The organism is Paraniabella hibiscisoli (assembly GCF_022512515.1).
Classification (GTDB): Bacteria; Bacteroidota; Bacteroidia; order Chitinophagales; family Chitinophagaceae; genus Niabella; species Niabella hibiscisoli.
The window spans coordinates 2,869,287-2,882,495 of the sequence record NZ_JAKWBK010000001.1; the positions used below are offsets into that span (position 1 = coordinate 2,869,287).

At 44.3% G+C, this 13,209-nt stretch carries 13 protein-coding genes and 3 pseudogenes; 15 read left to right on the plus strand and 1 reads right to left on the minus strand.

Annotation, left to right across the window (positions count from 1 at the left end; all coding sequences use genetic code 11):
* Nucleotides 1-5 precede the first annotated feature (5 nt).
* From MKP07_RS18020 to MKP07_RS18050, 7 genes and pseudogenes are all read left to right on the plus strand, one after another.
* The gene (locus MKP07_RS18020) at nucleotides 6-596 is read left to right on the plus strand and encodes a glycoside hydrolase family 28 protein (protein WP_240848419.1); all 591 of its coding nucleotides are present in this window, start codon (nucleotides 6-8) and stop codon (nucleotides 594-596) included.
* A gap of 357 nt (nucleotides 597-953) precedes the next feature.
* Nucleotides 954-1,208 carry a glycoside hydrolase family 127 protein gene (locus tag MKP07_RS18025; protein WP_240848420.1) on the plus strand — a complete coding sequence of 85 codons (255 nt, stop codon included), beginning with the start codon at nucleotides 954-956 and terminating at the stop codon, nucleotides 1,206-1,208.
* Between the two features lie 5 nt (nucleotides 1,209-1,213).
* A pseudogene (locus MKP07_RS18030) lies at nucleotides 1,214-2,457 on the plus strand (beta-L-arabinofuranosidase domain-containing protein); the annotation flags it as partial.
* A gap of 30 nt (nucleotides 2,458-2,487) precedes the next feature.
* A complete protein-coding gene (locus MKP07_RS42695; RefSeq protein ID WP_262919806.1) occupies nucleotides 2,488-3,258 on the plus strand; it encodes a DUF6805 domain-containing protein in 771 nt (256 codons plus the stop codon).
* A 53-nt stretch (nucleotides 3,259-3,311) separates the two neighbouring features.
* Nucleotides 3,312-3,710 (plus strand): alpha-amylase family protein, encoded by a 399-nt coding sequence (locus MKP07_RS18040; RefSeq protein WP_240848421.1) that lies wholly within the window; start codon nucleotides 3,312-3,314, stop codon nucleotides 3,708-3,710.
* Nucleotides 3,605-4,675, plus strand: coding sequence for a glycoside hydrolase family 27 protein (locus MKP07_RS18045; protein ID WP_240848422.1), 1,071 nt, complete (start codon nucleotides 3,605-3,607; stop codon nucleotides 4,673-4,675). The genes MKP07_RS18040 and MKP07_RS18045 overlap by 106 nt, the downstream gene beginning before the upstream one ends.
* A 299-nt stretch (nucleotides 4,676-4,974) precedes the next feature.
* Nucleotides 4,975-5,175, plus strand: a complete 201-nt coding sequence (locus MKP07_RS18050) for a CsbD family protein (protein WP_240848423.1) — start codon at nucleotides 4,975-4,977, stop codon at nucleotides 5,173-5,175.
* Nucleotides 5,176-5,227: 52 nt separating this feature from the next.
* Here MKP07_RS18050 and MKP07_RS18055 read toward each other — a convergent pair whose 3' ends face one another.
* The gene (locus tag MKP07_RS18055; protein WP_240848424.1) at nucleotides 5,228-5,704 is read right to left on the minus strand and encodes an NUDIX hydrolase; all 477 of its coding nucleotides are present in this window, start codon (nucleotides 5,702-5,704) and stop codon (nucleotides 5,228-5,230) included.
* A 100-nt stretch (nucleotides 5,705-5,804) separates the two neighbouring features.
* On the opposite strand from MKP07_RS18055, the pseudogene MKP07_RS42700 reads away from it, so the two are divergent.
* The 8 genes and pseudogenes from MKP07_RS42700 to MKP07_RS18085 all read left to right on the plus strand — a co-directional run.
* Nucleotides 5,805-5,929: pseudogene (locus MKP07_RS42700) on the plus strand (NUDIX hydrolase N-terminal domain-containing protein); the annotation flags it as partial.
* A gap of 9 nt (nucleotides 5,930-5,938) precedes the next feature.
* Nucleotides 5,939-6,430, plus strand: a complete 492-nt coding sequence (locus tag MKP07_RS18060; RefSeq protein ID WP_394803666.1) for an NUDIX domain-containing protein — start codon at nucleotides 5,939-5,941, stop codon at nucleotides 6,428-6,430.
* A gap of 139 nt (nucleotides 6,431-6,569) precedes the next feature.
* Entirely contained in the window at nucleotides 6,570-6,878 is a 309-nt protein-coding gene (locus MKP07_RS18065) for a DUF6660 family protein (RefSeq protein ID WP_240848426.1), read from the plus strand.
* Between the two features lie 320 nt (nucleotides 6,879-7,198).
* A complete protein-coding gene (locus MKP07_RS38905; RefSeq protein ID WP_317235852.1) occupies nucleotides 7,199-7,717 on the plus strand; it encodes an efflux RND transporter permease subunit in 519 nt (172 codons plus the stop codon).
* Between the two features lie 5 nt (nucleotides 7,718-7,722).
* A pseudogene (locus MKP07_RS18070) lies at nucleotides 7,723-10,595 on the plus strand (efflux RND transporter permease subunit).
* A complete protein-coding gene (locus MKP07_RS18075; protein WP_240848427.1) occupies nucleotides 10,544-11,476 on the plus strand; it encodes a TolC family protein in 933 nt (310 codons plus the stop codon). The pseudogene MKP07_RS18070 and the gene MKP07_RS18075 overlap by 52 nt, the downstream one beginning before the upstream one ends.
* A gap of 184 nt (nucleotides 11,477-11,660) precedes the next feature.
* Complete coding sequence (locus MKP07_RS18080; protein ID WP_240848428.1) at nucleotides 11,661-12,398, plus strand: efflux RND transporter periplasmic adaptor subunit; 738 nt, start codon at nucleotides 11,661-11,663, stop codon at nucleotides 12,396-12,398.
* Nucleotides 12,399-12,406: 8 nt separating this feature from the next.
* Nucleotides 12,407-12,793, plus strand: a complete 387-nt coding sequence (locus MKP07_RS18085) for a hypothetical protein (protein WP_240848429.1) — start codon at nucleotides 12,407-12,409, stop codon at nucleotides 12,791-12,793.
* The last annotated feature ends 416 nt before the right edge of the window (nucleotides 12,794-13,209 follow it).

The window sequence follows — 13,209 nt, forward strand, 5'->3', positions numbered from 1 at the left end:
AAACAATGGTTCAGCCGCCCCCGGCACATATGGAAAGTATAAAAAGGCTGTATAACCTGGCGCAGGACTATACGCCGCCGGAACAACGGATGATGGTGAATGACAGTGCCCACCTGCGACCGCAATTCATCCAGTTTAATCGCTGTGAAAATGTATTGCTGGAGGGGATTACCATTACCAATAGTCCCTTCTGGACTATTCATCCTTATCTCAGCAAAAATGTGGTGATCCGTAAATTAAAAGTGTATGCGCACGGGCATAATAACGACGGAGTAGACCCCGAGATGAGCCAGAATGTATTGGTGGAAGACTGTGAGTTTGACCAGGGCGATGATGCAATTGCCATTAAATCGGGCCGGAACCCCGAGGGCTGGCGGCTTCAAACACCTTCTAAAAATATTGTTATCCGCAACTGCTTTGTAAAGAACGGGCACCAGCTGGTAGCCATTGGCAGCGAATTGTCGGGTGGTATAGAAAATGTGTACGTAGAAAACTGCCAGGTAGCCGAAACCAACAAAGAGCTGATGCATTTGCTGTTTATTAAAACCAATGAACGCATGGGCGGCTATGTTAAGAATATTTTTTTAAAGATGTAACAGCTCATCATATAAAAGAGGGTATCCTGGGTATAGACACTGATGTATTATACCAGTGGCGTAACCTGGTACCAACAAAGATCAGGAAGCTTACTCCTATCGAACAGGTTTATCTCAGCCAGGTAAAAGCGCTGTCGGGTAAATTCGTGACAAAGATCAATGGCAACCAGGAGCTGCCTGTAAAAAATATACGTTTAAAGCAAACGGATCTCGCCATTTCGTATCAGGAAAAAATACAGAATAAAAATGTATCGGATTTCGGGCTTCAATAAAGCCTGGTATAATCAGCCCGATGATAATGCTTCCTGATTTTAAAAATGTATCGTTGATGAGAAAAATTGTTTATCTCGTTGCTGTTTGTTTCTTGCCGGGAATGTTATTTGCGCAACAATCTGTTATGCATCTCTTTCCGAGAAGAGATATTCGTATAACCGGGGAGCATTTAGAAATGCGGAAGAAGTAGATACACGCTATATCCTGGCATTAAATGCCGATCGTTTGCTGGCGCCTTACCTGCGCGAGGCAGGACTTACTCCCAAAATGGCTTCCTATCCTAACTGGGAAAATACCGGGTTGGATGGTCATATCGGGGGCATTATCTGTCTGCATTAGCTTCTATGTATGCCGCTACCGGCAATCCTGCATTAAAGGAGCGGTTACAATACATGCTATCCGAATTAAAGCGTTGCCAGGATCAGTTAGGTGCGGGTTATATAGGCGGTGTTCCCGGTGGTATAGCATTATGGAAAGAAATTGGTGACGGAAAGATCAGCGCCCAAAACTTTTCTCTGAATAATCATTGGGTGCCCTGGTATAATCTCCATAAACTTTTTGCAGGCTTATACGATGCTTACCAGTACGCAGCCCTTGATGAAGCAAAAGACATGCTGCTCCGCCTGGGAAGCTGGTGGATGAATATCAGTAAAAGACTGAGTGATGAACAAATAGAATCTATGCTGCGGGCTGAGTTTGGAGGCATGAATGAAGTATTTGCACACCTCTACCGGTTAACGGGTGAAGATCGCTACCTGGCTGAAGCCAAGCGGTTCTCTCATAAAGCTATTTTGGATCCGTTGGTAAAACAGCAGGATCAGTTAAATGGACTGCACGCCAACACGCAGATCCCCAAAGTGATCGGCTATCAACAAACAGCATTGTTAACGGGTGATACGGATTTAAAGAATGCCAGCTTTTTTTCTGGAATAATGTAGTGCATGAGCGCTCGGTAGCTATTGGTGGTAATAGCACCAGGGAGATGTTTAATCCCAAAGATGATTTTTCCCGCATGTTATTGTCGAAAGAAGGACCGGAAACCTGTAATAGCTATAACATGCTAAAGTTGACCCGCTTATTGTACCAGGGAAGTCCTTCGGCGTCTTTTATTGATTTTTACGAACGGGTTACCTATAATCATATACTCAGTACCCAGCATCCGCAGAAGGGTGGTTTTGTGTATTTTACTTCTATGCGGCCCCAACACTACCGTAATTATTCGCAGTTGCAGCAAGGCTTTTGGTGCTGTGTAGGCTCTGGTCTGGAGAATCACAGCAAATACGGCGAGCTGATCTATACGCATAATGATGATGCTCTTTTTGTGAATTTGTTCATCCCATCTTCTTTAACCTGGAAGGAGCAGGGCTTGACGATTACACAAACTACACAGTTTCCTCATCAGGACTATGCTACGTTGACGATCACTGGCAAGGCAACCCGTCAATTTAAACTGGCTATCCGTCAACCCAACTGGCTGGCTGGTGCTATGACGGTTCATATCAATGGTAAAGCATACAGGAACTTTACCGTTAAAGATGGGTATCTGTATATCAACCGGCAATGGCAAAATAAAGATGTGGTTCGTTTTTCATTGCCCATGAAGTTGGCAGTAGAAGCAATGCCTGACGGCTCGCCCTGGGTGGCTTTTAAATATGGCCCGGTAGTATTGGCTTCTGCTGCTAAAAACCTGCCGGGTGATATTTATTTTGCCGATAGCTCCCGTATGGGACATATTGCTGATGGCAGCCTGATCCCTTTAGATGCTACGGAGCCTATCCGTTTTGATACAGCTGCATTGCAAAAATATATTCGCAAAAATGATAATGAATTGCAATTTACTATGGTAAACCCTGCTTCCGCAACCTCGGTTACGTTGCAGCCTTTTTATACGATACACGAGCAACGGTATACTATTTACTGGCCGCTGTTAGCTGCTGGTAAATCGCGTATTGGTGAAGCCGAGCAGCAGCTAATGCTCACAGATCGTGTAAGTGTGGATCGCATTTCATTAGGGGAGCAGCAACCCGAATCGGATCATGGATTTACCTATTCTCAAAGCGAGTCTGGCATTTGGAATAATAATAACTGGCGTAGTACACGCGATTCTATCTCTTATTCGTTAAATAATAAGAAAGGCGAGGGCAGGAGCCTGGTGATACGTTATATCGCTAATAAGGAGGGAAACGCTTTTGCTGTTTATTTTAACGGGCAGCAAATAAGTGTACCAGACATTGAATCTTCCGCAACTTTGCAGGTTAAAACGATGGTGCTGACATTGGATGCGGCATTGATGAAATCACTGGCGGACCAAAAGGTCCCGGTTACAATCAAAGCTGTTGCTGGTAAAGAAACGCCTAAGCTGGTCGAGATTCGCTTAAGCCGGGAGTAATTCCTGTTAACAAAGCTATTTTGTAATAACAACATTAAAAGATCATAAATACAATGCGTAGCAATTACTTCAAACTCATCCCGATCGTTACCGTTTTTTTATTATTACAGGGCCCACAACTGGCCTGGTCGCAAACATTCAAACAGTGGGCACAAACACCGCCGATGGGTTGGAACAGCTGGGATTGTTATGGTCCTACTGTAGAAGAGCACGAGGTTAAAGCCAATGCCGATTATATGGCTAAATACCTTAAACCTTATGGCTGGGAGTATGTGGTAGTGGACATAAGGTGGTTTGTGGAAAATGATAAAGCCGGGGCTATAATCAAACAGATCCCCGTTATATATTGGATGCGTATGGTCGTTACCTGCCTGCTGTCAATCGCTTTCCATCTGCTGCAGATGGTAAAGGTTTTAAGGCGTTGGCCGACTATGTTCATAGGAAGGGATTAAAGTTCGGTATCCATATCATGCGGGGTATTCCGAAAGAGGCCGTGGAGAAGAAACTGCCCATAAAAGGAACCAATAATATAACAGCAAACCAGGTGTACACCACCGATCTGCAATGCAAATGGCTAAAGGATAATTATACCGTACTCGCAGATAAGCCCGGTGCACAGGAATATTATAATTCAATAATGGACTTATACGCTTCCTGGGGTGTTGATTTTATAAAGATAGATGACCTGTCAAGGCCCTACCATCAGGGAGAAATTGAACTGATCCGCAAAGCTATCGATCAAACCGGCCGGCCTATTGTATTAAGCACTTCGCCTGGCGAAACCCCTATAGAAAATGCCGGGCATGTACAGGCTCATGCTAATATGTGGCGGATGGTAGATGATGTGTGGGATGTGTGGAAGGATGTTACCCATTTGCTTAAAGTGGCGCAGGGTTGGTATCCGTATATTCAGCCTGGTGGCTGGCCCGACTGTGATATGATACCGCTGGGACGCATTTCTATAAGAGGAGAACGCGGTAATGACCGTATGACACGCCTTACAAAGGATGAACAGTATAGCTTAATGACCCTGTTTACTATTTTTAAGTCACCGCTCATGTTTGGTGGAGATCTTCCCAGCAATGATCCATTTACATTATCATTGCTCACGAATAAGGAGGTGCTGAAAATGCACCGCGAAGCTACCGGTGTAAAACAGCTGTTCCAGGCTGATGGAAAAGTTGCCATAACCTCACGCCACCCCAAAACAGGTGAGGTATACCTGGCTGTTTTTAATTTAGGTGATGGTAAAGAGCCGGTTGAGCTAAAAGTGTCGCTAAGCGCATTGGGACTTGGAGGCAAAGCCAAAGTAGTCAATATGTGGACCGGTGCAAAAAATGGAATTGTTGCCGGAGAGTTCAAACAACAGTTACTGCCACACGCTTCGGGTTTGTTCAAGCTCACTGCCGTTCGGTAATATGGGTATTGAAAAAATGCCCGGTAAGAACAGGCGAACCTGTTCAAACCGGGCTAGGGCTATGAGGGCTTTTCAAAGAAATTATAATCAGCCGGAAGAAAAAACGGGATTTTTCCCGTTTTTAGTTGTTATGTACAACCAGTTGCTGAAATGCTTCGATAATAAAAAACTAAGTTGGACTCTTCGTTGTTAAAATGTTAAAAGCGGATAGCCGCGCTTTTATGGTACAGTACTTGGCTTATAGTGTTAAAGATGTACGTGCAAAGCACAGATTCATTAACCTATAAATTTTTATAACTATGAGCAAGTTTACAGACCAGGTAAAAGGAAATTGGAATGTAGTAAAAGGTAATTTAAAACAGAAATGGGCCGACCTTACAGATGATGATCTTTTATATGAAGAAGGACAGGAAGATGAGGTATTAGGCCGTATTCAAAAGAAAACCGGAGAAACTAAAGAAAACATCAACCGGTTTATTGATGACTTGAAATTCGACTAGTAGGTAGTCATTTGTTTTAAAAAATTATACCCCTCAATAGCAGGGGTATTTTTCATAGTGCCTGTTGTTGAGCTATATAAATGAGCAGCTCCTCAACAAAACCAACCTGTACCTGTGCCGGGTTAAGCTTTTGCCGGGCTTCTTCGGCAGTAAACCATTCCCAGCGATCTACCTCGGGTATGTGGAGTGTTTTACCCGATCGTGGCGGCCATTCTACATCAATAAAATTACTTGTACAATCAGCAGTTGCTATATCACTTTGAAGCGCCCATGCTTTTACCCGTTTCCCGCTTTTTAATCGTATGGCCGTTAGGGGAATAAATGTCCCATTGATCTCCTTACCGGTTTCTTCTTTAAACTCTGTTCGTGCGCGTTCCAGTTCATCTTCACCCGCTTCTATCTCACCCTTCGGGATAGACCAGGCTCCCAGGTCTTTATTTTTCCAGAATGGCCCGCCGGGATGCACCAGGAAGAAGTAATAGGTTGCTCCCTGTTTTTTATATACTAATATACCTGCGCTGGTTTTCATAAAAATGAGTGAACATTGTATATCTGTCTGTATTAAAGATACATAAACAATTGTGTAATCCTGGCGCGGGTATCCCCACGCATTTATTTAACTTACTACCATGAAACAGCCATCTCAACCTGATTGGCTCAACTGGGCCAAAGAACTACAGTTTATAGCACAGGCAGGCCTCACTTATACCGGGATCCTTTTGATGAAGAGCGTTTTGAACGAGTGCGGGAGATAGCAGCAGAAATGCTTGCGGCTACTACGGGCCTTCCTTTCCAAAAGGTAAAAGATCTTTTCTGTAATGAAGAAGGATTTCAAACACCTAAAATCGATACCAGGGCGGCAGTCTTTCAGCAGCAGAAGATATTGCTTGTAAAAGAAAGGAACGGGAAGTGGTCTTTACCTGGCGGATGGGTAGATTTATTGGAAACTATTAAGACCAATACGGAGAAAGAGGTAAAAGAAGAAGCCGGGCTTGATGTTGAGGCTACACGACTCATTGCCGTTCAGGATCGTAATCACCACAATGATCCGCCGTATGCCTACAATGTATGTAAGGTGTTTATTCTTTGTGAATTAAAAGGAGGTTATTTTATTCCCAATATTGAAACGCTTGAAAGTGGTTATTTTGGTTTGGATGAACTGCCCGAACTGGCTGCAGAAAAGAACAACCTGGAACAGGTGGCAATGTGCTTCAAAGCTTATGAAGACCCTAACTGGGTGGTGATTTTTGATTAATAACAACAATGCTTTTTATTCATGGGGGTAGGTAGTTGCCGATAAAGAGCTGATGAAAAATTTATAGTTTTTGCAACCATAGGTATATTTTTCCTGCTGAAAAAAGAGCCATGTCGTTTGTAGCATTTATTTTTGCCTGGTGAAATGGTTGTTCCTTATATTAAGCTTTTTATTTTTAGGGTTGTCCTGTGTGCCTTGCAGTGATGTTCATGGGGCTGCTGTCGAAACCTACGCAAGCCTTTCCAGTTCAGATCATGAGCAACATAGTGACAAAGAAGATGCATGTACGCCACTTTGTACCTGCTCCTGTTGCTCCTACACCTATGCCAGTTTTGCAACCGCTGTTGAAACTAACCAATCACCTGTAATCACCAATACACTAACCGGGCATACCGTTGAACCTGTAGTTGCCGGTTCCAATGCCATTTGGCAGCCTCCGAGGGCCTGATATACTCCATTCCATTATGCAGCTATGCTATTTCTATGTAGCTGATTTTTTGTCATTCTTTATACGAAGTAAATTGATGGCGGTCTGACATCCATCTGCCTGTTAACCAAATGATGCCTGCAGGTTGCCTGCAGCAGTATCCGGCGGGTATGCCAGGCATAGCTATAGCATCGTGCGTGTTTAGTATGGTTAATACAGTCATGCCGCGGCTTGTGCCATCTTGTAAATTCTAAATAACTCATGCTTGATAAAGTCATAAAGTTTAGTATCAAAAACAAACTGGTCATTGGTATGATGACCCTGCTTTTGATCATCTGGGGGTGTGGAGCGCTTCCCGGCTCCCAATAGACGCAGTGCCTGATATTACCAATAACCAGGTACAGATCATCACCGTTTGTCCTACGCTTGCCGGCCAGGAAGTGGAACAATTGGTAACCTTTCCCATAGAGCAAAGCATCGCCAATATTCCTGATATCGAAGAAACCAGGAGTATTTCCCGCTTCGGTTTATCGGTTGTAACCGTTGTATTTAAAGATAAGGTAGATATTTATTTTGCCCGCCAGCTGGTGAACGAGAAATTGAAGGAAGCAGAGCAGCGTATTCCCCAGGGTATGGGTATACCCGAGCTGGCCCCGTTAAGTACCGGTTTGGGTGAAGTGTACCAGTATATTATTCACCCCAAAAAAGGTAGCGAAAAGAAATACAATGCCAAAGACCTGCGTACGATGCAGGACTGGATCGTGGCCCGTCAGTTATATGGTACACCGGGCATAGCCGAAGTCAACAGCTTTGGGGAGAGCTTAAGCAATATGAAGTGGCGATCGATCCCTTCAGGTTGAGGGCCATGGGCGTGAGTATAACGGACATTTTTAATGCCCTTGAAACGAACAACCAGAATACCGGCGGTGCCTATATCGATAAAAAGCCCAACGCCTACTTTATACGGGGTATAGGACTGGCTACCTCTTTGGAGGATATAAAAAATATAGCCGTTAAAAACAATACCGGCGCCGTGCCCATTTTTGTAAAAGATGTGGCAGACGTGCGTTTTGGAAGCGCAGTTCGTTATGGAGCGATGACCTTTAACGGGGAAGTTGATGCAGTAGGTGGTGTGGTGATGATGCTGAAAGGGGCTAACAGTAACCATGTAGTGAAGCTCATAAAAGAGAAGATACCTACGATACAAAAATCGCTGCCAGACGATGTGATTATTGAGCCGTTCCTGGATAGAACAGACCTCGTGGGAAGAGCCATGAGCACTGTAGAAAAAACCTGGTAGAAGGAGCGCTCATTGTGATTTTTGTCTTGGTTATATTCCTGGGTAACCTGCGGGCAGGTTTGATCGTGGCGTCCGCTATTCCTTTGTCCTTGTTATTTGCATTGGCAATGATGAATTTGTTTGGGGTAAGTGCTAACCTGATGAGTTTGGGAGCTATCGATTTTGGTCTTATCGTAGACGGAGCTGTGATCATTGTAGAAGCAACGCTGCATCATCTGGGCCTCAGGAAGTCGATACAAAAACTTACGCAGCCCGAGATGGACACCGAAGTGTATGAGTCGGCTTCCAAAATAAGGACCAGTGCGGCTTTCGGGGAGATTATTATCATGATCGTTTATATCCCCATTCTTACTTTGGTGGGTGTGGAAGGCAAAATGTTTACGCCAATGGCTAAAACGGTAGCGTTTGCAATTCTGGGGGCATTTATCCTGTCGCTTACCTATATTCCCATGATGTGTGCATTGTTTCTGTCGAAAAAACCGCACAACAAAGAAACGTTTTCCGATAAAATGATGAACCGGCTGCAGAAGCTCTATCAACCTCTTCTGGCTAAAGCCTTAAAGGTAAAGTACATCATTGTTACAGCTACAACGGCCTTATTTGTAATAAGTATTGTGATTTTTAAAAATATGGGAGGAGAGTTTATTCCTCAATTACAGGAGGGTGATTTTGCCTTTCATTGCATTCTGCCACCCGGAAGCTCACTCAGCCAGAGCATTGAAACCTCTATGCAGGCATCCCGCATTATTAAGCAGTTTGATGAAGTAAAAATGGTGGTAGGTAAAACCGGTGCGGCTGAAGTGCCTACAGATCCCATGCCACCCGAGGCAACGGATATGATGGTTATCTTAAAACCTATTAAGGAATGGAAGTCGGGCAGGTCTTACAATGAGTTGGCTGATGCGATCAATGAAAAGCTGGAGACCATACCCGGGGTTTTCTTCGAAAAGAATCAACCTATACAAATGCGCTTTAATGAGCTGATGACTGGTATCAGGCAGGATGTAGCCGTTAAAATTTTCGGAGAGAATATGGATACGCTGGCTGCTTTGGCTGACAGGGCAGGGAAGGTAATACAAACCATACCCGGAGCCACCAGCCCGCAGGTAGAACGAGTAGGCGGTTTGCCGCAGATTAATGTAGAATATGACCGTACCCGGATGGCGAATTATGGTTTGAATGTGGAAGACGTCAATAATGTGGTGAGCACTGCATTTGCAGGTAAAGCTGCCGGACAGATCTTCGAAAATGAGCGGAGGTTTGACCTGGTGGTTCGGCTGGATAGTGTCTACAGGCGAGATATAGACGATGTAAATAACCTGATGTTAGCTACCCCTTCAGGCTCTCAAATACCCTTGTCACAGGTGGCCAATATTAGCTACAAACTTGGCCCGGCGCAAATCAGTAGGGAAGAAAGCAAACGGAGGATCGTGATCGGCTTTAATGTCTCTGGCAGGGATGTAGAAAGTGTGGTGGAAGATATACAGCAAAAGCTGGATGAACAGCTAAAGCTGCCTTCGGGTTATTATTTCACTTATGGCGGCCAGTTCGAAAACCTGAGAGAGGCCAGTAACCGTCTGATGATAGCCGTCCCTGTATCGCTGTTACTCATCTTTATGCTACTGTATTTTACCTTTCACTCGTTCAGACAGGCCCTGCTGATTTTTACCGCTATACCGATGAGCGCTATTGGTGGAGTATTTGCCCTGTTGCTTAGGGGAATGCCTTTTAGTATTAGTGCAGGTGTAGGTTTTATAGCCTTGTTTGGGGTGGCAGTGCTCAATGGTATTGTTTTGATCGGCACTTTTAATCAGCTGGAGAAAGAGGGACTAAACGATATTATTAAACGGGTACTGGAAGGTACCAAAGCGAGACTTCGCCCGGTACTCATGACGGCTACGGTGGCTTCGCTCGGTTTTTTGCCTATGGCTATCAGTACCGGCGCTGGAGCCGAAGTACAAAAGCCTCTGGCTACGGTGGTGATTGGGGGATTAATTACTGCTACTTTTCTTACATTATTTGTATTACCCATGCTGTATATTATATTCAATATGAAAACTGATCTTAAAAGAAAAATCACCCGGCCAGCGGTCACTATACTGCTGGCGGCATTGCTGCTTAGCGGTTTCAACGCCGCGGCACAGGTTAATCTGTCCACACCCGAGCAAGCGGTGAAGCTGGCCATAGACAATAACCAGGATATACGGGCAAAAAATCTGGATATAGCCGGAAATGAGGCATTGGTTAAATCAGCAGGTGAGATACCTAAGCTGGAGGTTAATGCGCAGTTAGGTCAATATAACAGCCTGAATTTTGACCAGGCACTACAGCTATCACAAACCATACCTTTCCCTTCCATATTCGGGGCAAAAAAGCGTTATTCGAATTGCAGGTACAGGCCAGGGAAATTCAAAAGCAAAATACCCAGCTGGAGTTAACCCGGCAGGTGCGCAGTTTTTACTACCAGGTTAAATACCTGCAACATAACCGAAAACAGTTAAAGCAACTGGATAGTCTTTTTACTGATTTTATACGTATTGCTGAGCTGCGTTATAAAACCGGTGATACCAAAAAATTGGATATTAGCAGTGCGCAGGCCCGCAAAGGCGAGATCAGTCTGCTCTACCAGCAAAATGAAGTATACCTGAAAAATGCTTATCAGTCTTTACATGAGTTGCTGAACACCCAGGAACTATTAAGCGTGCCCGAAGATGATCGCTACCAACCCATTACAATCAGCACAGTTGTAGACACATCTTTTATTTCGGGCCATCCATCTGTAAAAGCTTTGTATCAGAATGCTTCAATAGCCGAGCAGCAAAAGAAGGTAGAGCGTGCACAGGGATTGCCCGACTTTAGCCTCGGATATACCAATCAGTCTTTAACAGGCAATCAAATGGTAAATGGACAAGAGCAGTTTTTTGGTGCTGGCCGGCGCTTTAGTTTTGTGAATGTAGGCATTACCATTCCGCTGGCCTATGGTGCTACCCGTTCCAGGGTCCGGTCTTTGGACTATCAGAAGCAGGCCGCATTGGCGGAAGCCAGGCAACAAGCACTGCGGCTTAGAGCTCAATACGAGAATGCCCTGGAGCAATACCAGCAGGATATAGCACAATTCAATTATTATCAAAATACTGCTCTTCGTAATGCAGATGAAATGATTGCCGCCGCACAATTGGGTTATCGCACAGGCGATATAGGCTACGTGGAATATCTCTACACTTTACAAACGGCTACGGATATAAGATTGAATTATCTTAAAAGTGTGCAGCAGGTTAATCAATCCGTTATCCATATTTATTCACTGATCAATCAATAACAATGAGGTTTTATAAAAGAAAAATATTGTATGTATTATTAATGGGATCTATACTAGGTTCCTGCAAAGCTGTGGTAGTAAAAATGAAGATACTGCATCAAAAACGGGCCCGGCAGAATCAACAAAGGATGAAGCGCATGAAGCGGAAAGCGTAGCCGGCATTGCTTCGCTTACAGAAGAGCAAATGCGAACGGTAAATATAATTTTAGGAACTATTGAGAACAAGCAGCTAACCGCTTCCATCAAAGCCAACGGCGCCCTCAGGGTGCCCAATGATAGTAAGGGTAATGCGACTTCTCTTTACGGCGGTGTTATAACCTCGCTAAAAGTACAGGTGGGCGATTATGTAAAGAAAGGGCAGGTGGTCGCTACTATTGCAAATCCACAGTTTATACAGTTGCAGGAAGAATACCTGACCATCGATAGCCGGATCATCCTGGCGCAGCAGGAGATGGAACGTCAGCGGGAATTGAATGAGGGAAATGCCGGGGCAAAAAAGAACCTGCAGAATGCCACTGCCGAGCTCAGCACTTTAAGGACAAGGAGGGCTTCACTACGGCAGCAGATACAGTTAATGGGTATTAACCCGGCCAGTGTCAACAATGCCAATCTTAGGTCGGCATTGGTTGTAACCAGCCCCATCAGCGGAACCGTAAGCGAGGTGTTTGCAAAAATGGGCAGCTATGTAGACGTGGCCACACCGGTAATAGAAGTCATTAATAACAGTCAACTTCACCTGGATTTGCAGGTATTTGAAAAAGATCTTCCTAAAATGAAAGTAGGACAGGTAGTCCATTTTACATTGACCAATAATCCCGGCAATGAATATGATGCCAGGGTTTTCAGCATCGGTTCTTCTTTCGAAAGCGAAAGCAAAACCATCGCCGTGCATTGTGCTGTTACAGGAAATAAAAGGGGCTGATCGATGGGATGAATATTACCGGAATTGTTAGCCTGGATAATATAACCAGTGCAGCAGTTCCTGATAAAGCCATTGTGGAAGCAGATGGTAAGTTTTACATATTTATACAAACCACTAAAGAGCCCGAAACAGAAGGCCATGACGATCATAGCCATGGTCATGATGAGGGCGAACAGGAACATGGGCACAAAAATGAGCAGGAAGCCGCAGGTCATGCCGGGCAACAGCAAAGAAAAATAAACTTTGAGAAAATTGAAGTGGTAAAAGGTGTGTCTGATATGGGTTACACGGCCATAACTCCCGTAAGTACTGTGCCTCCTAATGCAAAGCTGGTGGTGAATGGTGCTTTCTTTATTAATGCTACATTAAGTAACACAGGAGGTCATGGCCATTAGGGTAGATTTTATAGCAGCAATAGAAGAGTATAGGGCTTCTTCTTTGAAGCCGTTTTAGGTTTTCTCTTACTAACAAATAAACATATGGGTTTCGCAGAAAACATTATCAGGGAGTAGATGTGGCGTATTGCCTATACAGCAGCAGGAGCGGAAATTATATCCTTCTTTTATTTAAACAGGATTGATTGACCTACATTTGCGCTGCATGAAACAATGGGTGGGTTATATCTTGCTGTTTTTTATCCTGTTTTCCAGTCTAGCGCCTTGCTCGATCTTTGATCATTGTGAGGAGGAAGCCGGTGAGCTGCAACATGCTAATGATACGGATGAGCATGATTGCAAAAACTGTTCGCCTTTTTCAGTATGCTCTTTGCAGCAGGTTTCTTTACCTGCTCACGATAATTATTGTATAACGC

Excerpts from the sequence above, each read along its gene's own strand:
- MKP07_RS18050 (WP_240848423.1), top strand. The coding sequence starts at position 4,975 with ATGAGCAAGTTTACAGACCAGGTAAAAGGAAATTGGAATGTAGTAAAA.
- MKP07_RS42695 (WP_262919806.1), top strand. The coding sequence starts at position 2,488 with ATGCCTGACGGCTCGCCCTGGGTGGCTTTTAAATATGGCCCGGTAGTA.
- MKP07_RS18055 (WP_240848424.1), bottom strand. The coding sequence starts at position 5,704 with ATGAAAACCAGCGCAGGTATATTAGTATATAAAAAACAGGGAGCAACC.
- MKP07_RS18085 (WP_240848429.1), top strand. The coding sequence starts at position 12,407 with ATGAATATTACCGGAATTGTTAGCCTGGATAATATAACCAGTGCAGCA.
- MKP07_RS18020 (WP_240848419.1), top strand. The coding sequence starts at position 6 with ATGGTTCAGCCGCCCCCGGCACATATGGAAAGTATAAAAAGGCTGTAT.
- MKP07_RS18040 (WP_240848421.1), top strand. The coding sequence starts at position 3,312 with ATGCGTAGCAATTACTTCAAACTCATCCCGATCGTTACCGTTTTTTTA.
- MKP07_RS18060 (WP_394803666.1), top strand. The coding sequence starts at position 5,939 with ATGCTTGCGGCTACTACGGGCCTTCCTTTCCAAAAGGTAAAAGATCTT.
- MKP07_RS18080 (WP_240848428.1), top strand. The coding sequence starts at position 11,661 with ATGCGAACGGTAAATATAATTTTAGGAACTATTGAGAACAAGCAGCTA.